Raw genomic sequence first — 21,627 nt, 5'->3', positions numbered from 1 at the left:
TTCGACGTGCTGCGGTCAACCGGTCGATGGATGCGGGCACTCGATTCCCGCGGGCGCCGTCGCCCGATCAGACGAGCTTGCCCAACGTGATCTGCGGTGTCGCGCCCGCCACCTTTGGCGCCGGCTGGGCCAGCGCGGCGTCGAGGACCTTCGCGGCCAGCGCGTCGTCGCAGGCCCCGGACTCGAACGCGATGCTCACGCCGGGCGCGTACCCCTCCCGGGTGGGGTCGTCGAGACGGAACATGATCTGCGGGTCGATCGGGACGCGGTACTCGCAGTCCCCGTACTGGTCCTTCACGAACGCCTTGTGCGTGCCGAGCATCCTCGTCGACCCGCCCTCCTCGAAGAAGGACTCGAACTGCACGGTGGTCTTGGCGGCCAGCGCGCCGTCGGAGCGCAGCGTGCAGCTGTACGGGTTGAGGCCGCTGACGTAGGTGGGTTGGCCCCGCTTGGTCCTGGGCTGCGCCTGCTGGGCGGGCTGCAGCGCCGCGCAGGGATCCTTGCCGTAGAGGCTGATCATCGGCGTGGTGAGCCCTGCGTCGGTCAGCGGCGGGCTCTTCAGCTTCGGCAGCAGCGCGGTGACGTACTTCTCGGTGATCGCGCAGACGGCGTCGCGGGTGTCCTTGTCGGTCGTCTGCGCCGTGATCTTGATCCCCAGCGGTTCCTGCACGGGGTAGAAGTAGCTGCAGGAGACGCCGAAGGCCGGGGTGCCCTCGTCGGGCGGCTTCTGGCGGTAGAGGCCGGTGCCGGCGAGGTCGGTGCGCTCGTAGCCGGTGGCCAGCGTCTCGTCGAACACCGACTCGACGTCGATGGACCACGTGTGGTCGCTCCCGGCATGGGTGAGGCTCAGGGTGCACCGGTTGAGCGTGGAGGTCGGCACGATGGTGCGCCGCATGCCGCCGGTCGCCGCCTCGGCCGCGGCGATGTCGTGCAGGGCGCACTGGTCCCACGTGCGCATCGTGGTGAGCGTGGGCAGGAACTCGCGGAAGCCGTTCTGGTGGGTCAGTGCCGGTGCCGGCGGGGGTTCGGTGCTCGGCACGGCCGTGCCGGCGACGGTGGTGGAGCAGCCGGTCAGGCAGAGGGCCGACAGGGCTGCGATGGCCAGGGTCGTTCTGGTGCGGCGGAGCATCATGTCCAGTTCACCGTGGGGAGCGGGGAGGGCCCGCACCTTACTGATCTTCAGCCGGTTCGGCCCGATCGTTCGAGGATCGGCGAAGGCTCGCAGCCCGCCGAGCGACGGCGTCACGCCGCCGTGCGGCAGAGTCGACGGCATGGACCGCAACACGCTGACCGCAGCCGACCCGCTGGTCGTCACCACGACCGGCGGGGTGGTGCGGGGATCGCTCGACCGCGGTGTGCGCCGCTTCCTCGGCATCCCCTACGCCGCGGCGCCCTACGGCACGGCGCGGTTCGCGCCACCGCAGCCGCCGCCCGCGTGGAGCGAGGTGCGCGACGCCGACGCGTACGGGCCGACCCCGCCGCAGGTCCCGTACTCGGGCGGGTTGGAGCAGGTGCTGCCGAGCGTCGTCATCGCGGGTGCGGACGTGCTCACCGTCAACGTCTGGGCGCCCGCGGCCGGGGCGGGTCACCCGGTCATGGTGTGGCTCTACGGCGGCGCACTGACGCGCGGGTCCACCGCCATCCCGATCTACGACGGCCACGCGTTCGCGCGCGACGGCGTGGTGCTGGTGAGCCTCAACTACCGGCTGGGCGCGGAGGGCTTCTCCGTGCTCGACGACGCTCCCGGCAACCTCGGGTTCGCCGACCAGGCCGCCGCGCTGGCCTGGGTGCGCGACAACATCGCGGGCTTCGGTGGCGACCCGGCGCGCGTGACGCTGTTCGGGGAGTCCGCGGGTGGGGCGAGCGTCATCGCGCTGCTGGCGCATCCCGACACGTCCGGCCTGTTCGCCCGCGCCATCGCGATGAGCGCGCCGATCGGGGGAACGCCACGGGCCGAGGCCCGCAAGATCACGGTGGCGATGGCGGCCGACCTCGGCATCGCGCCGACGCGCGCGGCGTTCGCGGCCGTGTCACCCGACGAGCTGCTGGCCAGCCAGGTGCGCGTGACCAGCAAAGGCAACCCGTTGCTGGGCGGGCCGGGGTTCAGCGGCGTGATCGGCGACGAGCCCGTGCCCGTCGACCCCGGGGTGGCGCTGCGCGCGGGGGCAGGCGCCCGGATCCCGCTGCTGCTCGGGTACACGACCGAGGAGTACCGGCTGTGGTTCATGCCGAGCGGGCTGTGGCGCACGATCAAGGGCTGGCACCTGCGCGCGGCGCTGCTGAAGTCCCGGCTGCCGGGCCGGATCGCCGGGCTCTACCGGCGGAGCCGGCCGGGGGCGAGCCCAGCGGAGATCCTCGGCGCGATCATCACCGACGTCGTGCTGCGGGTGCCGACGAACGCGCTGGCCGACGCCCGCCGACGCCATGGCGGGCGCACGTGGATGTACGAGTTCGCGTGGCGGTCGCCCGTGCTGGACCTGGGTGCGGCGCACGCGCTGGAGGTGGGCTTCGTGTTCGACACCCTCGACACGGACGCCGCACGGGCCTTCGCCGGCCCGGACGCCCCGCAGCCGGTGGCCGACGCGATGCACGGGGCCTGGGTCCGCTTCGCCACCGAGGGCGACCCGGGGTGGGCGGAGTGGGACGACCGGCGCCCGGTGATGACGTTCGACGCGCCGGAGTCGGCGCTGGTGCTGGCCCCGCGGGAGGCGGAACGGCGGGCGGTCACGCGGGGCTGACACCCTCGTCCCTTCCTGCAACGAGGAGCGGCCGGTGCGTCAGGGCGCCAGCGCCGCCAGCAGCTTCGCCTCGGCGAGCACGGCACGGGCGAACATGTCGATGTGCAGGCTCTCGTCGATGCCGTGCCAGCGGCTGGCCGGGTCGCCGACGCCCGTCACCAGCACCGCGGCGCCGGGGAACGTGCGGGCGAACTCGGCGATGAACGGGATCGAGCCGCCGATACCGATCTCGACCGTCGCGTTGCCGTAGGCGTCGGCGAACGCCGTGCGGGCCGCGTCGTAGACGGCGCCGCTCGCCACGATGCTGTACGGCTCCGCGACGCCCGCTCCGGGCGCGACGCTCACGTGCGCGCCCCATGGCACGTTCGCCTCGAGGTGCTCGATGAGCGCCTGCTGCGCCTTGCCCGCCTCGTCACCGGGTGCCAGCCGCATGCTGACCATCGCGCGGGCCTTCGGGAGCAGGACGTTGGACGCCTCGGCCACCCGCGGTGCGTCGATGCCGAGCACGGCGACCGCCGGCTTGAACCACGAGCGCTCGGGGATGGTGCCGGTGCCGATCAGCTCGACACCGTCGAGCAGGGCGACGTCGGAGCGGAACGTGGCCTCGTCGAAGTCGGGCACGTTCGACGTCGCGCGGGCCAGGCCCGGTACGGCGACCTCGCCGTGCTCGTCGTGCAGCGTGGCGAGCGTGCGGCACAGCGCCGTGAGGGCGTCGCCGACCGGGCCGCCGTACACGCCGGAGTGCACCGGGCGCTCCAGCATCGACACCTCGATCACGACGTCGACGAGGCCACGCAGGCTCGTGGTGAGCGCGGGGACGTCGACGGCCGGGTTGGAGGAGTCGGCGATCACGATCACGTCGCAGGCCAGCGCTTCGTGGTGCTCGCGCAGCAACGCCGGCAGGGTGGGGGAGCCGGACTCCTCCTCGCCCTCGATGAACAGCGTGACGCCGATGGGCGGGTGGCCGTCGTAGGCGCGCAGCACCGCCAGGTGCGTCATGACGCCGGCCTTGTCGTCGGCCGCACCGCGACCGTAGAGCCGGCCGTCGCGCTCGGTGGGCTCGAACGGCGGGCTCGTCCAGTGCTCGTCGCCGCCGGTGGGCTGCACGTCGTGGTGGGCGTAGAGCAGGATCGTCGGCGCGCCCTCGGGTGCGGGCCAGTGCGCGACGACGGCGGGTGCGCCCCCGCCGGCGGTGATCACGCTGACGTCGGCGGCCCCGGCGGCGCGGGCCAGCTCGGCCACGGCCTCGGCGCTGCGCCGGGTGTCATCGGCCCGGTCTGGGTCGGCCCAGATGCTGGGGATGCGCACGAGGCGCTCGAGGTCGGCGCGGGCACCGGGCATGACGGCGTCCACAGCAGCGGCGATGTTTTCGGCAGGGTGCGGCACGTCGGGCGATGCTACGCGCCGCCGGTTTCGCCGATCGGACACGCTGATTTCGCGATTCCGACACGCTGATTCGGCCATCCCAGCACGCTGTGTTTGTCGATCCAGCACGCCCGCGTCGCGCGGAGCTGTGTCGAGATCGCACACACTGCGTGTCGGAACGGCGAAATCAGCGTGTCGAAACGGCGGAATCATCCCCGGGGGTGGCGCTGGTCGCTCAGCCCCGCGCCGTCCGGCGACGATCACCGTAGGCTTCGGGCATGTCCAGGTTTCTGCAGATGCTGCTGGATTCTGCCCAGGGGTCCGATCACGGCATGAACACCGGCGAGCCGGCCGCGCCGGTGCGGCGGCTGTGGTCCGAGGTGCACGCCACGGCCTGCCGCATGGCCGCCGGGCTGCGCAGCGGCGGTGACGGGGCCGCGGGGCTCAGCCGCGGGGCATCGGTCGGCGTGCTCGCCGGGGAACCTGCCACGATCGCACCGGCCGCGCAGGCCGTCTGGCTCTCGGGTGGCAGCGTCACGATGCTGCACCAGCCGACACCGCGCACCGACCTGGCGGCCTGGGCCGAGGACACCGTCTCCGTCCTCAAGATGATCAACGCCGAGCTGGTGCTGCTGGGAGCGCCCTTCGACGCGCTCGCGCCGGTGCTGACGGAGCGCGGCATCGCGTTCCGCACCATCGACGCGCTCGACACCGCAGGCTCGATCGAGCCCGATGCGGGTGTCGCGGGCGATGACGACACCGCGTTGCTGCAGCTCACCAGTGGTTCCACGGCCGAGCCGAAGGCCGTCCGGATCACCCACGGCAACCTCTACGCCAACATCACCGCGATGATGGAGGCCGCCCACCTCGACACCGAGCGCGACGTCATGGTGTCGTGGCTGCCGCTGTTCCACGACATGGGCATGGTCGGCTTCCTGACGGTGCCGATGACCACCGGCCTCGAACTGGTCACCGTCACACCCGTCGACTTCCTGTCCCGCCCGCTGCTGTGGGCCGAGCTGATCAGCAAGTACGGCGGCACCGTCACCTCGGCGCCCAACTTCGCCTACGCGGTGCTCGGCCGGCAGCTCGCGCGTGCCGAGGGGCCCCTCGACCTGTCGAAGATGCGCATCACGATGAACGGCGCCGAGCCGATCGACCCGGATGCGGTGCGCACCTTCACCGACGCCGCCGCCCGGTTCGGCCTGCCCGCCTCGTCGATCGTGTGCGCCTACGGCATGGCCGAGACGGTGCTCGGGGTGTCCTTCGCCATGGACTCCGGTCTCGAGGTCGACGAGATCGACGCCGACCAGCTCGAGGCCCATCGGCTCGCCGTGCCGGCCACCGAGGGACAGACGCGGCGGTTCCCGAAGCTCGGGCCGCCGCTGCCGGGCCTGCAGGTGCGAGTGGTGGCCGACGACGGCACCGTCCGCGGCGAGCGGGAGGTCGGTGTGCTGCAGCTGCGCGGTCCGTCCGTCACGCCCGGCTACCTGACCGTCGACGGTCCGGTCGCCACCCAGGACGCCGAGGGCTGGCTCGACACCGGCGACGAGGGCTACCTCGCCGACGGCCAGGTGATCGTCTGCGGCCGCCGCAAGGACATGATCATCATGGGTGGCCGCAACATCTACCCCACCGACATCGAGCGGGCCGCCGCCGAGGCGGCCGACGTGCGAGCCGGCAACGTCGTGGCGGTCCGGCAGTTCGCCGAGGGCACCCGCCACCGCGAGTCGTTCCTGGTGGCCGTCGAGTCGCGCAAGGCGGGCGACGCCGATGCGGAGGCCGTGATCCGCAAGGAGGTCACGAGCAAGGTCGTCTCCGCGGTGGGTGTGCGCCCGTCCGAGGTCGTGGTGCTCGCCCCCGGGAGCCTGCCCAAGACGCCGTCGGGCAAGCTGCGCCGCGCCGCCACCGGCGAGCTGTTGCGGGGCCGGGAGTAGCCGTCAGGCGAGGTCTTCGGGATCGTCGTCGGGCAGCGTCCAGGCCAGCACCAGCGTCGGTGCGAACACCGCGCTCCAGGCGAGGGTGACGAGCATGCTCATCGTCCGCTCCGCGAGATCGGGACGGCCCTGCGTGATCGCGACGTAGAGCGTGAGCGCCGCGACACCACCGATCGTCAGCAGGTGGGACGTGCGCACGGCACGGTCTCGCAGGGCCCGGTCGCGCTCGTCCAGCTGCGCGTCGAGGCCCTCGGCGACACCGCGGGTGAGCAGGCGCAGCCCCACCAGCGCCACGCACCCGACGACGAACAACAGCGCGATCGGGAGGAAGGCGCCCGGCAGCAGGTGGAGCAGCACCACCGACGCCACGATGATCGCCAGCACCACGCCGGCGAGCAGCCGCCTGCGGATCCGCGTGCGCCACGTCGGCGCGGCCCGGAACGCCTTCGCCCGGGTTCGCTCCATCTCGGAGCGCAGTGCCTGCCGGCGCTGCTCGCGTTCCACCGCCTTGTTCACCGTGTCTCCCCCGAAACGTTGTAGACCTGATCGGACAGCCGGCCGAACGGTGTGCGGCCGAAGACGGCCTCCACCGGGAGCCCGAAGACGCCGCAGATGCGGAACGCGAGGTCGAGGCTCGGGTAGTGGTCGCCCCGTTCCAGTGCCCCGATCGTCTGCGGGTTGACGTCCACGGCCTCGGCGAGCTGGATGCGCGTCATCCCCCGCTCGGCCCGCAGCACGGGCTGCAAAAACACAACAACTTGGCAAGAAAGAACGGCACCCTCGCGAGCGAGAGTGCCGTTCGTCGCGGCCGTGGGCGTCAGCCCGAGAGCGCGTGGAACTTGTTCTGAGCCGCCTCCAGCCCGACGTCCAGGAGTGACTCGGCCGCGTCGGCGGCCAGGTCGACGGCGAAGTCGAGCTCCTTGCGCTCGGCGCCGGAGAAGCGCTTGAGCACGAAGTCGGCCGGATCCTGCCGGCCCGGCGGGCGCCCGATCCCGAACCTGACCCGCAGGTAGTCGCGCGTGCCGACCGACGAGCTGATCGAGCGCAGCCCGTTGTGTCCGCCCTCGCCGCCGCCGAGCTTCAGCCGGATCACGCCGAAGTCGAGATCCAGCTCGTCGTGGACGACGATCAGGTCGGCCGGCGGGATCGAGAAGTACTTGACCAGTCCGGCGACCGGACCGCCCGAGACGTTCATGTACGTGCGCGGCTTGGCGAACACGACCCGACGCCCGGCGAGCCGGCCCTCGAGCACGTCGGCGTTCGACTTGTGCTTGGAGAACCGGCCGCCACCCGCTCGTGCCGCCAGCATCTCGACGACGGCGAAGCCGACGTTGTGCCGGGTCTCGGCGTAGTCGGGCCCGGGATTGCCGAGCCCGACCACCAGTGCGGGGCCCGGCGCCACGATCAGCTGTCCGAGGACTCGGCCGCGGGGGCCTCGTCGGCGTCGGTGGTGGTCTCGTCGGCGGCGGACGAGGAGTCGGCGCTGGACGGCGCGACCTGGACGACGAGCGCCTCGGGGTCGGTGCGCAGCGTGGTGCCCTCGGGGAGGACGACCTGTCCCGCGAGGACCTGGGTGCCGATCTCGAGGCCCTCGATGGAGACCTCGACGTGGTCGGGGATGCTCGAGACGTCGGCCTCGACCTCGATGGTGTTGAGGTCCTGCGAGACGAGAGCGTCGGGCACCGGGTCGCCGACGATGATGACCTGGACCTCGACCACGACCTTCTCGCCGCGGCGGATCACCAGCAGGTCGACGTGCTCGATGTACGGGCGGATCGGGTGCTGCACCACGGTCTTGGTGAGCGCGAGCTGCGGCGTGCCCGAGATGTCGAGCGTGATGACCGCGTTGCGGCCCTGCTCGCGCACGATGCGCTTGAACTCGAGCTCCGGCAGCGAGAGGTGCTGCGGGTCGGTGCCGTGCCCGTAGAGGACGGCGGGGATACGGCCGGCACGGCGGGTGCGGCGGGCAGCGCCCTTGCCGAACTCCGTGCGGGTCTCGGCGGGAATACGGGCCTCGGCCACGGTGAACAACTCCTCGATAGTGCTGCGTTTGTGGACGCGCGGCGAGGGGCACCGGGGGAGCCGGGGCCACGTCGATCACGGCGGGCTGACGTGCACCCGCCCTCGCCGCGGAACTTGCGTAAACGATACGCGACGATCTGACGCGTCCCTCCGTCAGGGGTTGCGCCGGGGCGAGACCACCGGTAATGCCACTACCGCGGGTTCGGGAACATCCGCGTGCGGACGCGACCGGCGGCCCCGATGCCCGCGAACAGCGCGAGCACGGCCGCAACGGGCAGCCCGAGCAGCGCGACGCCGACACCGCGGCCGTGGTCGCCTACCTGCCGGCCGGCCTCGTCGACGAGAGCGGCGACGAGCAGCGCGGCGCCCCCGAGGCAGGCCAGCGCCACCATGGCCGCACCCAGGCCGGCCAGTGCGGGCAGCGGGGTGCGCTGGGAGCGCGTGGACCGGCTCATGGGAGCAGCATGGCACCCGGGTAGGGCGGTGGGGGAGCGGGGAACTACGCAGGGCATTGCCGAAGGTCCGCCATGGCCTGCGGCCGGGTGCGCCGGTGACGGCGCCAACCGATTGGCCTCGGCGCCGATGTCGGGACGTCGGCGGGGTGGCTACGGGGTTGGCGCGGTGGGGACGGCAGGCTCTCGCGTTGCAGGAAAGCCACTTTCCTGCAAGGACGTTGCGGCAAAGTGGCTTTCCTGCAAGCCGTCGAGGGGGCCGGGTGCCCTCAGGCGTTGCCGTCGAACAGGCTCGTGACCGAGCCGTCGTCGAAGACCTCGTGGATGGCGCGTGCCAGCAGCGGAGCGATCGACAGCACCGTCATCGTCGGGAACCGCTTCTCGTCCGGGATCGGCAGGGTGTCGGTGAAGATGATCTCCCGGGCGCCGCAGGTGGAGAGGCGCTCGGTGGCCGGGCCCGACAGCACGCCGTGGGTGGCGGCGACCACCACGTCGGCCGCGCCGTGGGCGAGCAGCGCCTGCACGGCCTTCGCGACGGTGCCACCGGTGTCGATCATGTCGTCGATGACCACGCACAGCCGGCCCTCGACGTCACCGACCACGCGGTTGGCGACGGCCTCGTTGGGCCGCATCGGGTCGCGGGTCTTGTGGATGAAGGCCAGCGGCGTGCCGCCGAGCGTCTCGGCCCACCGCTCCGCCAGCCGGACGCGACCCGAGTCGGGGGAGACGACCGCGATCTGGTGGTCGGCGTAGGTGCGCAGGATGTGCTCGGACAGCACGGGCAGGGCGAACAGGTGGTCGACGGGGCCGTCGAAGAAGCCCTGGATCTGCGCGGTGTGCAGATCGACGGTCATGATCCGGTCGGCGCCCGCGGTCTTGAACATGTCGGCGATCAGTCGAGCCGAGATCGGCTCGCGGCCGCGATGCTTCTTGTCCTGGCGCGCATAGCCCCAGAACGGCATGACCACGGTGATCCGTTTCGCCGATGCGCGCTTGAGCGCGTCGACCATGATCAGGTGCTCCATGATCTGGTCGTTGATCGGCGCCGAGTGCGACTGCAGGACGAACGCGTCGCAGCCGCGCACCGACTCCTCGAACCGGACGAAGATCTCGCCGTTGGCGAAGGAGTACGCCGACTGCGGCGTGATGGTCACGTCCAGGTGCTTGGAGACCTGCTCGGCCAGCTCGGGATGGGCCCGACCGGAGAACAACATCAGGTTCTTCTTGGGCGTGGCCGACATCGCACTCACCGGGATGTGCCTCCATGGCCGTTTTTGGCGGCGTCGTCATCTGATCTGCTGGATGTTGCGGTGGCACGCGCCGCGGCCTCGGCCGCGGGCGTGCCCGGTCGCTTGCGGGCGACCCAGTCCTCGATGATCCGCTGTGACCCGGCCGACACGGCCAGCGCCCCCGGCGGGACGTCGTCGCGGACGAGCGTGGCCGCCCCGACCGTGGCACCGTCGCCCACCTGCACCGGGGCGACGAAGGTGTTGTCGCAGCCCGTCTTGACGTAGCTCCCGATCACGCTGTGGTGCTTGTGGACGCCGTCGTAGTTGGCGAACAGGGCACCGGCCCCGATGTTGGTGTGCTCGCCGATCGTGGCGTCGCCGACGTAGGACAGGTGCGGCACCTTCGAGCCCACGCCGATGTCGGAGTTCTTGACCTCGACGAACGTGCCGATCTTGCCGCGGTCCCCGAGGCGGGTGCCGGGGCGCAGGTAGGCGAAGGGGCCGACGGACGCGCCGGCACCGATCTCGGACTCGCTGCCGTGGGTGCGGATCACGCTGGCGCCGGCACCGATCGTGCAGTCGGTGAGCGTGGTGTCGGGGCCGACCGTGGCGCCGGCCTCGACGGATGTGGTGCCCAGCAGTTGGGTGCTGGGCTGCAGCACGACGTCGAGGTCGAGCCGGACCTGCACGTCGACCCACGTGGTGCGCGGGTCGATCACGGTGACGCCCGCGCGCATCCACGCGTCGAGCAGCCTGCGGTTGAGCTCGGCGCGCATCTCGGCGAGCTGGACGCGGTCGTTGACGCCGCGGACCTGCCAGGTGTCGGGGCAGCGCACCCCGCGGACCTGGCTCGCGTCGTCGCGCGCGATCTCGACCAGGTCGGTGAGGTACAGCTCGCCCTGGGCGTTGGCGGTGTTGAGCCGGCTCAGCCCGGACTCGAGGAAGGCGCCGTCGAACGTGTAGACGCCTGCGTTGACCTCGCGGACAGCACCCTGTTCGGGGGTGGCGTCGGCCTGCTCCACGATGCGGGTGACCACGCCGTCGGACTCGCGCAGGACGCGCCCGTAGCCCGTGGGGTCGTCGAGCTCCGTGGTGAGCAGGGTGAGTGCGGCTCCGGTGTCGGCGTGCTCGCCGACCAGCCGGGTGAGGGTGTCGGCGGCGAGCAGCGGGACGTCGCCGTAGGTGACGACGACGGGACCGACGAGCCCGGCAGGCAGCGCGTCGAGCGCGCAGCGCACGGCGTGCCCGGTGCCGAGCCGCTTGTCCTGCACCGCGGTGAGCACCGGCCTGCCGAGCTCGACGGCGAGCGCCTCGACGGCCGCGCCGACCTGGTCGCCGCCGTGGCCGATGACCACCACCAGGTGCTCGGGTTCGAGTGCCGCGACCGCGTGGACGGCGTGGCCGAGCAGGCTGCGTCCCGCGATCGGGTGCAGCACCTTCGGTACCGCGGAGCGCATCCGGGTGCCCTCACCGGCGGCGAGCACGATCGCCGCGGCGGGTCGTGCGGTGATCGGTACGCCGGTGCTGCCGAGCTCGCGACGATCGAGCACTGAGGCCCACTCCCTGGTTCGACGGCTGGTTCGCGGGGCTGGTTCGAGGGGCTGGCGGTCTGTCCGCTGCCGCGCGGCGACGCCCACGGGCGCGACGGCCCGGCGTCGGGTCGCCGAAATCCTACGTTGTCCCGGCCGTCACCGCCCTCACCCTGACTCCCCGACCCGGCGACCTGCAGTACCTCCGGATCCGGTCACTCGTTGTCCGCACCGAACAACGCAGCGTGCCCGCCGTTTCGGCGTCGGCACGTCCGGTACGCGCCGAGGGGCAGTGGATGGGCAAGCAGAGCAGGACGGCCGGGCGCCGGGTGCGGGTTGCGGTGGCGATGGGGATCGCCACGGGCGTGGTGGCACTCGGGGCGCTGGCCGGCACGACCGTCGCGCAGGCCGCGGCGGACCCGACGGTCGAGGGCACGCCGTGCACGCCGACGACGCGGGCGTGCGTCGATCTCGACAGTCACACGGCATGGCTGTTCGACAAGGGTGCGATCGTGCGCGGGCCGCTGCAGATCAGTTCCGGGGGTCCCGGGATGGCGACGCCGCGCGGCAACTTCCAGGTGGAGTGGAAGGACAAGGACCACCACACCTCGGAGTTCAACAACGCGCCGATGCCGTTCTCGGTGTTCTTCGCGCCCGGTGGCATCGCGTTCCACGAAGGCAGTGTCGAAACCACATCGGCGGGCTGCGTGCATCTCACGCTCGAGGACGCGTCGGCGTTCTACGACTTCCTGTCGGTGGGCGATGTGGTGGAGGTCCACTGATCGCCTGTCGTGATCGACGAGCGGCCGTCCGGATTGCGTCCATCCGGCTGACCGGTGGTAACAGACCGCTCGCCGTTGATCTCGCACCGGTCGTCTCTTGGGGTGAAATTCCGCGAATGCTTTGGACGATTGAGGGGTTGTCAGGGGAGAAGCACCGCGGAACGTCAGGAGGAACCGTGCCCACACGCATTGCGCGTACGGCGTGGAACGGCTCTCTGCAGGAGGGTTCGGGTCAGGTCGAGCTCACGAGCAGTGGCAGGGGCACCTTCGACGTCAGCTTCCCCAAGCGCGCAGCCGACGAAGCCGGCGGCGCCACCAGCCCTGAGGAGCTCATCGCGGCGGCGCACTCGTCGTGCTACGCGATGCAGCTCTCGGCGATCATCGCCGAGGCGGGGGGCACTCCGATCGCGCTCGACGTGACGGCAGAGGTCATGTTGGGCCCGGACCCCGAGGGTGGGTTCGCGATCACCGGTATCGCGCTCACGGTCCGCGGTGAGGTCGACGGTCTCGATGAGGCCGGTTTCGTCAAGGCCGCCCAGGCGGCGAAGGAAGGGTGCCCGGTCAGCAAGGCACTGACCGGCACCACGATCACGCTCGACGCAGCTACAGAGGGGTAGTGAGGGTAGTCATGAGGTGCACGGGTAACGGGCGTCCGCCCGAGCCGCCGCAGCCGCGACCGAACGGTCGCTGAGCTCAGCGCGTTTTCCGAAGAACCAACGTCCATCGGGGCGGGTCCGCACTGCGGACCCGCCCCGATGTCTGTCGCGGAACGGCTAGCGCACCTTCTCCGGAATGCGGTCGATGGCGAACAGGACGTGCACCGCCAGTTCCACAGCGGTCTTGTCGTCGATCTTCTTCGAGTTCGCCACCAACGCGTCGGCGACGAGGCGCACACGCTGGTCGTAACGGGTGACGTAGGTCGTGGAGCTCATGAGGATCCATTCTCTCGAGGGCTTGAGGGGTGCCTCACGCGGCAACGACAGCCGTGGGACGACAGCCGTGGGGTGGCAGGAGTGCGGCGACGGGTGCGCCGGATCTCGGGCGGCGTACCGGCCGGAGTGGACTGTCATCGAGGACGACGCGAGTTCGAACACCCGCGTGCGCTGTGCCTCCGACCACACCCACGCTACTCCCGACCGGGGACCGTGCGCGTGCCCGCGGCCGCTGCTCCGCCGCCAGGATTCGAACCTGAACCATCGGAACCAAAATCCGAGGTGCTGCCATTACACCACGGCGGACAGGCCTCCATCCTGGCATGCGCGTCCGGCGGCCCCGATCCGGTGTGGGCACCGTCGTGTGATGGTCGATTCGCCGGATGTTCGGCTCCAGGGGGTGTGGGCGTGGGTGAACATCGCCTAACCTCGCGAGGGGCCTCGCTCCTGGGCCGGCCCGGATGTCAACCGATATCCCCGCCGTTGCCGTCAGAGAGTCCGAGGAGATCGATGTCAGCTCCCGCCGCCGAAGGTCCTGCGAACCCGTTGACCTCAGGTCCCACACCGGTGATCTCGGGGCAGCGCACGAACTTCCAGCACGTGATGATCTACATCTTCGTCGCGGTGCCGATGGTGGCGCTGGTCGCCGCCATCCCGCTCGCGTGGGGCTGGGGGGTCGGCTGGCACGACCTGATGCTGCTGGCGATCTTCTACGTCCCGGCGGTGCTGGGGATCACGGTCGGGTTCCACCGGCACTTCACGCACAAGTCGTTCAAGGCGAAGCCGTGGCTGCGGGTGACGATGGCCATCACGGGCTCGCTGGCGGTGCAGGGCAACGTCCTGAACTGGGTGGCCGACCACCGCCGCCACCACGCCTTCTCCGACCGCGAGGGCGATCCCCACTCTCCGTGGCTGCACGGCACGACGCCGCTCGCGGTGGCCAAGGGCTTCCTGCACGCGCACATGACGTGGTTCTTCGAGCGGAACGAGACCAATCACCGCCGCTTCATCCCCGACCTGCTCGCCGACAGCGCGATCGTCAAGGTGAGCAAGACGTTCGGCATCTGGGTGGCGGTGAGCCTCCTGCTGCCTGCGCTGCTGGGCGGGCTCATCACGTGGTCGTGGACCGGCGCCGTCACGGGATTCTTCTGGGGCGGGCTGGTGCGGCTGGCCATCTCCAACCACGTCACCTGGTCGATCAACTCAATCTGCCACATGATCGGGGAGCGTCCGTTCCACTCGCGGGACCGCTCGCGCAACTTCTGGCCGCTCGCGATCCTGTCGATGGGCGAGTCCTGGCACAACCTGCACCACGCCGACCCCACCTGCGCCCGCCACGGCGTCCTGCGCGGTCAGATCGACATCTCGGCGCGCCTGATCTGGATCTTCGAGAAGTTCGGGTGGGCACATGACGTCCGCTGGCCCACCACCAGCAGGCTGGAGCGGATTCGCGCCACCAACTGACCCGAACGGGTTATCTGGCGAGCCAGGTGGGTGATCGGCCCGTACCCTCCCCTGCACCGTTCGTGGAAGACTGATCAGGTGTGGACACGATCGGGGGTCTCGCCGATGCGGCGTGAGCCGATGCTCACCAGGAGGGTGTGTCCGTGCTGAGCCTGCTGCCGGAGCGTCTGGACCGGATCCTGCTGCTCGGCGCGCACTGCGACGACATCGCGGTCGGCGCCGGCGGATCGCTGCTGGAGCTGTGCCGGGCGCACCCCGGCGTCACGGTGTCGGTACTGGTGCTCACCGGCGGTGGGTCGCTGCGCGAGGAGGAGGAACGAGCCGCGCTCGCGGCGTTCTGCCCCGGCGCCCGGCTCGAGATCGTGGTGCTCGACCTGCCCGACGGGCGCGTCCCCACCCGTTGGGAACGCGCCAAGCTCGCCGTCGAGGAGCTGCGCGCGCACGGCGACCCCGATCTGATCATCGCGCCGTCGCCGCACGACGCGCACCAGGATCGCAACACGCTGGCCGCGATCGTGCCCACCGTGTTCCGCGATCACCTGACGCTCGGCTACGAGCTGCTCAAGTGGGACGGTGACCTCGCCCAGCCCACGGTGTTCCTGCCGCTGGCCGAGCCGGTGCTGCGGGAGAAGATCGCGAAGCTGCACGAGCACTACGGCTCTCAGCGCGACCGCAGCTGGTTCGACGCCGAGACGTTCGCCAGCCTGGCCCGGATCCGCGGCGTGCAGTGCCACGCGCGGTACGCGGAGGGCTTCCACATCTCGAAGCTGACGCTGGGAGTGGCCCCGCTGCTGGGCATGGACCCGACCGACTGAGCACCCCCGCGGGTGCGGCGACGTCAGGAGGGCGTCCCTCCTGACGTTCGGGGCGGGGGCGCCGAGACGTCGGTACCGTGGTCGCCATGTGTCGCAACATCCGGACCCTGCACAACTTCGAGCCGCCCGCCACCCTCGACGAGGTCGAGGCGGCCGCCCTGCAGTACGTGCGCAAGGTGAGCGGTTCCACCAAGCCGTCGGCTGCCAACGCCGAGGCGTTCGCGCGGGCGGTCGAGGCGGTCACCGCCGTCACCCGGCAGCTGCTCGAGGAGCTGGTCACCACCGCCCCGCCGAAGGACCGCGAGGTGGAGGCGGCGAAGGCGCGCGAGCGCTCGGCCGCCCGCTACGCCAGCTGACGGTCGCGCACCCGGGTCGGCGCCGCCACCGCAGCCAACGCCACCAGGATGACCGCGAGCCCGGCGATCTCGGCCAGGTGCTGGTCGGTGACCCGGGCGGCGCCCATCACCAGCGTGCCGGTGATCAGCGCCCAGCCCGGCAGTCGCGGGGCACCGCCGCGCAGCAGCAGCGCTGCGCCGCTGAGCGCCAGCCCGACGAACAGCAGCGCCGGACCCGAGGAGTAGAGCAGCAGGTCGAACGTCGGCGAGGCCTGGATCGCGCGGAACAGCGGGCCCATGCCGGTGCGGTCGCCGCCCGCGAGCTGCAGCACCACCAGGTCGATCAGCAGCTGGCCGGCCAGCGCCGGCACGCCGAGCAGCACCAGGAGCAGGCCGCTGTGCCGCAGCCACGGCGGACCGCCGCCGTCCAGCAGCCGCCAGAGGACGAGCCCGGCAGGCGCCATCAGCAGCGTGCCGGCCAGGAACAGCAGGTGGGACAGGTTCCAGGTGCCCGGCGCGGGCATCAGCGCCACCCCGGCGAGCATCAGGCCGGGGGCGAGCACCATGACGACCGGGAACGGTCGGGAGCCTGTGGGGTGAGACGACATCGGTCCTCCATGAGTGTCGGGGGCACCGAGCGTCTCGTCCGGGATCGCGCGCCGCATCGCCGCTGCGACCCATCCCGGATCTCGCTCGCGCGAGCGAGTCGCCACCGGCGGGACGCGGGGATACTGGCGCGGTGTCCGAATGGCCTGATCGATGGCCCGAGCGCCTGCGCACGTTGCCCCCGCAGGCGCTCGACGGCGCGCTGACGGTCGCGGCGCTGGTGGCGCAGTCGGCGCCGTTCCTCTTCACCCGCAGCGGCGACGGTCACCCGTGGACGCTCCTGCAGTACCTGCCGGTGCTGGTCGTGGCGCTGCCGGTGTTCTTCCGCCGCGTCGCGCCGATGACCTGTCTGGTCGTGGTCGCCGCCGGGATCGGCGCCTACTCGCTGCTCGGCACGGCGGGCCCGGAGCAGCCGATCTGGTTCGGAGCGCTGATCGTCATGTACACCGTCGCCGACCAGTGCTCGCGCCGCAGGCGGCTGGTCGCGCTCGTCGCGTCGGCGGTGGGCGTCGCGGTGATCGGCGGCGTGTTCGGATCGGTGGCCGTCGGGATCCGCGAGGCGTTCCTGTGGGGTGCGGCCTATGCGCTGGGCCGCGCCGCCGACCTCCGCCGCGCCAACACGGTGATGCGCGAGGAGCGCGCCGCGGAGCGGGAGCGTGCCCGGATCGCCAGGGACATGCACGACGTGCTCGCCCACGCCGTCAGCCTGATGATCGTGCAGGCCGAGGCCGGGCCCGTGGTGGTGCGCAGCGCGCCCGACCGCGCGGAGGCCGCGTTCGACGCCGTCGCCGCCGCCGGCCGCGACGCGATGGTGCAGCTGCGGCAGCTGCTGGGGTTGCTCACCGCCGACCGGGAACCGGCCCCGCAGCCGGGCCTCGCCGCCGTCCCCGACCTGGTCGCGGGCGTCGGGACGCACGTGGCGCTGTCGACGACGGGTGCGGCGCGCCCGCTCGCGCCCGCCGCGGACGTGGCCGCCTACCGGATCATCCAGGAGTCGCTCACCAACATCGTCAAGCACGCCGACGCCGGTCGGGCCTCGGTCGGGCTCGTCTGGACCGACGCCGAGCTCGTGATCACCGTCGTCGACGACGGTGCGCGCCCGTCCACGACGGGCGCGGGCGGCCACGGCCTGATCGGCATCTCCGAACGGGCCGCGGCCTGCGGCGGTTCGGCCACCTACGGGCCCGCCGGCGAGCGCGGCTTCCGGGTGTCGGCCCGGCTGCCGGTGGCTCGCCCATGATCTCCGTGGTGGTCGCCGACGACCAGGAGCTGGTCCGCAGTGGCTTCGCGATGATCCTCGACGCCCAGCCCGACATCGCGGTCGTCGCCGAGGCCGGTGACGGTCTGGAGGCGTTGGCCGCCGTCCGCGCGCACTCCCCCGACGTGCTGCTGCTCGATATCAGGATGCCGCGCATGGACGGCATCGAGGCGGCCGGGATCGTCTGCGCCGGTACGGCCACCCGGGTCGTCATGCTCACCACGTTCGACCAGGACGACCACGTCTTCGACGCGCTGCGCGCCGGGGCGAGCGGCTTCCTGCTCAAGGACGTGCGCCGGGACGACCTGGTGCACGCGGTGCGGGTGGTCGCGGCGGGTGCGGCGCTGCTCGCCCCGTCGGTGACGCGCCGGCTGATCGACGACGTGGTACGCAACCGGCCCCGCACGCCGGCGTCCATCGCTCCGGCGGGCCTGACGGCGCGGGAGCGCGAGACGCTGGTCCTGCTGGGTCGGGGGTTGTCCAACAGCGAGATCGCGGCCGAGCTCGTGGTCAGCGAGCACACCGTCAAGACGCACGTGAGCAACGTGCTGGCGAAGCTGCACCTGCGTGATCGCGTGCACGCCGCGATCGCCGCCTACGAGTGCGGGCTGATCACACCCGGGTCCTGAGTCCCCGGGGGGCTCCGAACGGTCCTGCCGTGTTGCGATCGGGAATCGCCACATCGACCTGTCGGATCCGGTCGCTACGGTCGGGGCATGCCACCCAGCTACCTGCGCCACCCGCACCTGCGCGGCAACACACTGGTCTTCACCGCGGAGGACGACGTCTGGACCGCACCGCTCTCCGGTGGCCGCGCCTACCGGCTCAGCGGCGACGACGTGCCGGTGGCGCGCCCCCGCCTCTCGCCCGACGGCAGCAAGGTGGCGTGGACGTCGTGGCGCGAGGGTGCGCCGGAGGTGTTCGTCTCCGAGCTCGATGGCGGGGGCGCTCGGCGGCTGAGCTACTGGGGCGACGACCGCACGCTGGCGATCGACTGGACGGCCACGGGGGAGGTGCTCGCGGTGAGCGCCACCGGGCAGGCCAACCCGCGGCGCCCGCGGGCGTACAGGATCCCGGCGGGGGGCGGCACGCCGCAGCAGGTGCCGGTCGGCCCGGCGTCGGATCTGGCACTCGACGGCAGCGGCGCCGCGCTGGTGCTCACGTCCACCATGAGCCGCGAGATGGCCTGGTGGAAGCGCTACCGTGGCGGCACGGCCGGTCGGCTCTGGTGGGACGGCGACGGGTCCGGCGAGTTCGTGAGGGTCGCCGCCGAGCTGAACGGGCAGGTGGGGTCGCCACTGCTCGTCGGCGACCGGCTGGTGTTCCTCGCCGATCACGAGGGCTGGGCCAACCTGTACTCGCTCGACCGCGCCGGGGCCGGGTTGCGCCGCCACACCGACCACGGCGCGCCGGGAGCGCCGGCGTTCTACGTCCGCCATGCCGCCACCGACGGCACCAGGGTCGTCTACGAGTCGGCCGGGCAGCTGTGGCTGCTCCCGTCCCTCGCGGCCGACGCCGTGCCGCAGCGGCTCGAGGTGCAGCTCGCCGGGCCGCGCACCGACCGCGCGCCGCGGCGGGTGTCGGCGGGGCGCTGGCTCGACTCGGCCCGGCCCGATCGCACGGGCCGCACGAGCATCGCCGTCGTCCGGGGCACCGTGCACCGGCTCACCCACCGCGACGGCCCGGCCCGGGTCCTGTTCGCGCAGCCGGGCGCGCGGGCGCGGTTGGCCCGCCCGCTGGGCGACGACCGGGTGATCTGGATCGACGACGTCGAGGGCGAGGAGGCCGTCTGCATCGCCCCGCTCGACAGCACCGCAGCCGACGCGCAGGCGCCGCGCCGCTACGGGGTCGGGGAGCTGGGTCGGGTCCACGAGCTGGAGGTCGCTCCCGACGCCTCGGCGGCCGCGCTCACCACCCACGACGGCCGGTTGCTGGTGCTCGACCTCGCCGAGCCCGATGCCGGGGTGCTGCGCGAGCTGGCCCGCAGCACGTCCGACGACATCAGCGGGATCTCCTTCGCACCCGACAGCAAGTGGATCGCGTTCTGCCAGCCGGTGGAGGTCGGGCTCACCAGCATCATGCTCGCCCGGCTCGCCGACGACACGTTGGTGCAGGTCACCGAGCCGCGGTTCACCGACGCCGATCCGGTGTTCACCTCCGACGGGCGCTACCTGGCGTTCCTCTCGATGCGCAGCTTCGACCCGATCTACGACCAGCACTCGTTCGATCTCACGTTCCCGGCGTCGTGGCGGCCGTTCCTGGTGCCGCTGGCCGCGCGCACGCCGTCACCGTTCGGGGCGAGCCCCGACGGGCGGCCGGTCTCGGCCGCCGAGGAGGGCCCGCAGGATCCCCCGGCCGAACCCGACGCGCTGGCCGATGCGGCCAAGGAGGCCGTCGAGTCGGCGGAGAAGGCAGCCGACAAGGCGGCCGGTAAGGACGGCAAGGCGAAGGACAGGGACGAGGTCCCGGAGGTGGTGGTCGACATCGACGGCATCGCCGATCGCGTCGTCCCGATCCCGGTGGCGGAGGGCCGTCTCGGCGACATGCGAGCGGCCAAGGACTGCCTGCTGTGGTTCCGCACGCCGGTCTCCGGTGTGCTCGGCGACGGCCGGGCAGGCGATGAGGAGAAGCGCGCGGGTGCCGCGCTGGAGCGCTACGACCTCGTCCGGCGCAAGCTCGACGTCATCGCAGACGCGGCGAGCGGGTTCGCCGTGAGCGGCGACGGCTCGCGCCTGGTCGTCCGCGACGGCGGCTCGCTGCGGGTGCTGCGCTCCGACCGCTCCGGGTCCGGCGCTCCCGACGGCCCGGCCGACGGCGCGTCCGACGAGTTCGAGATCGACACGCACCGGATCGTCGTCACCGTCGATCCGGCCGCGGAGTGGCGGCAGATGTTCGACGAGGCCGGCAGGCTGATGCGCGATCACTTCTGGATCGAGGACATGGCCGACGTCGACTGGGCGGGTGAGCTGGCGCGCTACCGCCCGCTCGTCGACGCCGTCGGCAGCCACGACGACCTCGTCGACGTGCTGTGGGAGCTCCAGGGCGAGCTCGGCGCGTCCCACGCGTACGTCAACGGGCGTGGCTTCGGTGATCACTCCGGCCGCCCCGGCCTGTTGGGGGCCGATCTGGAGCCGCACCCGGACGGCGGCTGGCGGGTCGTGCGCGTGCTGCCCCCGGAGACGTCCGCGCCCGCGGCCCGCAGCCCGCTGTCGAGCCCCGGCGTCGACGTCCGGGCCGGTGACGTCATCCTCGAGGTGGGCGGGCAGCCCGTCGATCCCGAGCTCGGTCCGGCGCCGCTGCTGGTGTCGCGGGGTGAGGACCTCGTGGAGCTGACGGTGCGCACCGGGGCCGATCGCGAGGGCGCGGGCGAGGTGCGCCGCGTCGTCGTGCGGCCACTGGTCAGCGACTCCGCGCTGCGCTACCAGGACTGGGTGGCGGGCAGGCGCGCGTTCACGGCGGAACGCTCCGCGGGTCGGCTGGGCTACCTGCACGTCCCGGACATGATGGCGCCGGGCTGGGCCCAGCTGCATCGCGACCTCAGCCGCGAGACGGTGCGCGAGGGCCTCGTGCTCGACCTGCGCGCCAACGGCGGCGGCCACACGTCGCAGCTCGTGATCGAGAAGCTGGCGCGCAAGGTCATCGGCTGGCAGGTGGGCCGCCACCACGAGCCCGAGACCTATCCCATGGACGCGCCGCGCGGGCCCGTGGTCGCGCTCGTCGACGAGCACTCCGGCTCCGACGGCGACATCGTCACGCAGGCCATCAAGCGCCTCGGCATCGGCCCGGTCGTCGGCGTGCGCACGTGGGGCGGTGTGATCGGGATCGACAGCCGCTACCGCCTGGTCGACGGCACCGGCGTCACGCAGCCCCGCTACGCGTTCTGGTTCGACGACGCGGCGTGGGATGTGGAGAACTTCGGCGTCGAGCCCGACGTCGAGGTCGTGATCACGCCCCAGGACTGGGTGGCGGGCCGCGATCCGCAGCTCGAGCGCGCGGTCGACATCGCGCTCGAGGCGCTGGCGGCCCGCCCGGCGGTGGCGCCGCCGGATCGTTCCACCCGTCAGTCCCGGCGGCGCCCAGAGCTGCCCCCGCGCGCGTAGGTCGGCCGCTGCCCCCCGAGTCCGTCGAGAACGTACCTGTCGTGATCCACAAGCCCTGTTGAT

General features: G+C 72.2%; 21 protein-coding genes and 1 tRNA gene. 10 read left to right on the top strand and 12 right to left on the bottom strand.

All coding sequences use genetic code 11. The features are described 5' to 3' along the window. Window positions 1-67 precede the first annotated feature (67 nt). Complete coding sequence (locus tag ACFPFQ_RS19755) at window positions 68-1,273, bottom strand: hypothetical protein (RefSeq protein WP_379620860.1); 1,206 nt, start codon at window positions 1,271-1,273, stop codon at window positions 68-70. Between ACFPFQ_RS19755 and ACFPFQ_RS19750 the strand changes: the two genes are divergently transcribed. Then, a complete protein-coding gene (locus ACFPFQ_RS19750) occupies window positions 1,272-2,738 on the top strand; it encodes a carboxylesterase/lipase family protein (protein WP_379620858.1) in 1,467 nt (488 codons plus the stop codon). The two genes, ACFPFQ_RS19755 and ACFPFQ_RS19750, sit on opposite strands and share 2 nt — an antisense overlap. A gap of 39 nt (window positions 2,739-2,777) precedes the next feature. Here the strand turns inward: ACFPFQ_RS19750 and ACFPFQ_RS19745 are convergent, their stop codons facing one another. Further along, complete coding sequence (locus ACFPFQ_RS19745) at window positions 2,778-4,124, bottom strand: dipeptidase (protein WP_379620857.1); 1,347 nt, start codon at window positions 4,122-4,124, stop codon at window positions 2,778-2,780. Between the two features lie 257 nt (window positions 4,125-4,381). On the opposite strand from ACFPFQ_RS19745, the gene ACFPFQ_RS19740 reads away from it, so the two are divergent. Beyond that, on the top strand, window positions 4,382-6,040 hold the full coding sequence (locus tag ACFPFQ_RS19740; RefSeq protein WP_379620855.1) for a fatty acyl-AMP ligase: 1,659 nt from the start codon (window positions 4,382-4,384) through the stop codon (window positions 6,038-6,040). A 3-nt stretch (window positions 6,041-6,043) separates the two neighbouring features. On the opposite strand, the gene ACFPFQ_RS19735 is transcribed toward ACFPFQ_RS19740, so the two are convergent. From ACFPFQ_RS19735 to glmU, 7 genes are all read right to left on the bottom strand, one after another. Beyond that, on the bottom strand, window positions 6,044-6,556 hold the full coding sequence (locus ACFPFQ_RS19735; RefSeq protein ID WP_379620853.1) for a hypothetical protein: 513 nt from the start codon (window positions 6,554-6,556) through the stop codon (window positions 6,044-6,046). After that, window positions 6,553-6,792 (bottom strand): helix-turn-helix transcriptional regulator, encoded by a 240-nt coding sequence (locus ACFPFQ_RS19730; protein WP_379620851.1) that lies wholly within the window; start codon window positions 6,790-6,792, stop codon window positions 6,553-6,555. Before ACFPFQ_RS19730 ends, ACFPFQ_RS19735 begins: the two co-directional genes overlap by 4 nt. A gap of 65 nt (window positions 6,793-6,857) precedes the next feature. Beyond that, window positions 6,858-7,448, bottom strand: a complete 591-nt coding sequence (pth, locus tag ACFPFQ_RS19725; RefSeq protein WP_379620918.1) for an aminoacyl-tRNA hydrolase — start codon at window positions 7,446-7,448, stop codon at window positions 6,858-6,860. Next, entirely contained in the window at window positions 7,445-8,062 is a 618-nt protein-coding gene (locus ACFPFQ_RS19720) for a 50S ribosomal protein L25/general stress protein Ctc (protein ID WP_379620916.1), read from the bottom strand. The genes pth and ACFPFQ_RS19720 overlap by 4 nt, the downstream gene beginning before the upstream one ends. A gap of 191 nt (window positions 8,063-8,253) precedes the next feature. Continuing rightward, on the bottom strand, window positions 8,254-8,517 hold the full coding sequence (locus ACFPFQ_RS19715; protein WP_379620849.1) for a hypothetical protein: 264 nt from the start codon (window positions 8,515-8,517) through the stop codon (window positions 8,254-8,256). Window positions 8,518-8,783: 266 nt separating this feature from the next. Then, window positions 8,784-9,755 (bottom strand): ribose-phosphate diphosphokinase, encoded by a 972-nt coding sequence (locus ACFPFQ_RS19710; RefSeq protein ID WP_379620914.1) that lies wholly within the window; start codon window positions 9,753-9,755, stop codon window positions 8,784-8,786. 5 nt (window positions 9,756-9,760) lie between these two features. Continuing rightward, the gene (gene glmU / locus ACFPFQ_RS19705) at window positions 9,761-11,293 is read right to left on the bottom strand and encodes a bifunctional UDP-N-acetylglucosamine diphosphorylase/glucosamine-1-phosphate N-acetyltransferase GlmU (RefSeq protein WP_379620847.1); all 1,533 of its coding nucleotides are present in this window, start codon (window positions 11,291-11,293) and stop codon (window positions 9,761-9,763) included. A gap of 224 nt (window positions 11,294-11,517) precedes the next feature. Here glmU and ACFPFQ_RS19700 point away from each other — a divergent pair, with 224 nt between their 5' ends. After that, entirely contained in the window at window positions 11,518-12,054 is a 537-nt protein-coding gene (locus tag ACFPFQ_RS19700; RefSeq protein ID WP_379620845.1) for a L,D-transpeptidase, read from the top strand. Between the two features lie 176 nt (window positions 12,055-12,230). Continuing rightward, the gene (locus tag ACFPFQ_RS19695) at window positions 12,231-12,671 is read left to right on the top strand and encodes an OsmC family peroxiredoxin (protein ID WP_379620843.1); all 441 of its coding nucleotides are present in this window, start codon (window positions 12,231-12,233) and stop codon (window positions 12,669-12,671) included. A gap of 156 nt (window positions 12,672-12,827) precedes the next feature. Here ACFPFQ_RS19695 and ACFPFQ_RS19690 read toward each other — a convergent pair whose 3' ends face one another. Both ACFPFQ_RS19690 and ACFPFQ_RS19685 read right to left on the bottom strand, forming a co-directional pair. Then, complete coding sequence (locus ACFPFQ_RS19690; RefSeq protein ID WP_379620841.1) at window positions 12,828-12,986, bottom strand: DUF6307 family protein; 159 nt, start codon at window positions 12,984-12,986, stop codon at window positions 12,828-12,830. Window positions 12,987-13,221: 235 nt separating this feature from the next. Then, window positions 13,222-13,292: transfer RNA gene (locus ACFPFQ_RS19685), tRNA-Gln, on the bottom strand. A 204-nt stretch (window positions 13,293-13,496) separates the two neighbouring features. On the opposite strand from ACFPFQ_RS19685, the gene ACFPFQ_RS19680 reads away from it, so the two are divergent. The 3 genes from ACFPFQ_RS19680 (at window position 13,497) to ACFPFQ_RS19670 (ending at window position 15,621) form a co-directional block, all read left to right on the top strand. After that, window positions 13,497-14,450 (top strand): acyl-CoA desaturase, encoded by a 954-nt coding sequence (locus tag ACFPFQ_RS19680; RefSeq protein WP_379620839.1) that lies wholly within the window; start codon window positions 13,497-13,499, stop codon window positions 14,448-14,450. Window positions 14,451-14,593: 143 nt separating this feature from the next. Further along, entirely contained in the window at window positions 14,594-15,265 is a 672-nt protein-coding gene (locus ACFPFQ_RS19675; RefSeq protein WP_379620837.1) for a PIG-L deacetylase family protein, read from the top strand. An 86-nt stretch (window positions 15,266-15,351) separates the two neighbouring features. Next, window positions 15,352-15,621 (top strand): DUF2277 domain-containing protein, encoded by a 270-nt coding sequence (locus tag ACFPFQ_RS19670; protein WP_379620835.1) that lies wholly within the window; start codon window positions 15,352-15,354, stop codon window positions 15,619-15,621. On the opposite strand, the gene ACFPFQ_RS19665 is transcribed toward ACFPFQ_RS19670, so the two are convergent. After that, complete coding sequence (locus ACFPFQ_RS19665; RefSeq protein WP_379620833.1) at window positions 15,609-16,208, bottom strand: hypothetical protein; 600 nt, start codon at window positions 16,206-16,208, stop codon at window positions 15,609-15,611. The genes ACFPFQ_RS19670 and ACFPFQ_RS19665 overlap by 13 nt on opposite strands. A 131-nt stretch (window positions 16,209-16,339) precedes the next feature. On the opposite strand from ACFPFQ_RS19665, the gene ACFPFQ_RS19660 reads away from it, so the two are divergent. The 3 genes from ACFPFQ_RS19660 (at window position 16,340) to ACFPFQ_RS19650 (ending at window position 21,564) form a co-directional block, all read left to right on the top strand. After that, window positions 16,340-17,446, top strand: coding sequence for a sensor histidine kinase (locus ACFPFQ_RS19660; RefSeq protein ID WP_379620831.1), 1,107 nt, complete (start codon window positions 16,340-16,342; stop codon window positions 17,444-17,446). After that, entirely contained in the window at window positions 17,443-18,093 is a 651-nt protein-coding gene (locus ACFPFQ_RS19655; protein ID WP_379620829.1) for a response regulator, read from the top strand. Before ACFPFQ_RS19660 ends, ACFPFQ_RS19655 begins: the two co-directional genes overlap by 4 nt. Before the next feature lie 87 nt (window positions 18,094-18,180). Then, on the top strand, window positions 18,181-21,564 hold the full coding sequence (locus ACFPFQ_RS19650; RefSeq protein ID WP_379620827.1) for a S41 family peptidase: 3,384 nt from the start codon (window positions 18,181-18,183) through the stop codon (window positions 21,562-21,564). The last annotated feature ends 63 nt before the right edge of the window (window positions 21,565-21,627 follow it).

This window comes from Pseudonocardia sp. GCM10023141 (assembly GCF_042653605.1).
Note: the sequence above shows the minus strand (reverse complement) of the source record. Positions and strands in the feature narration are given on the sequence as shown.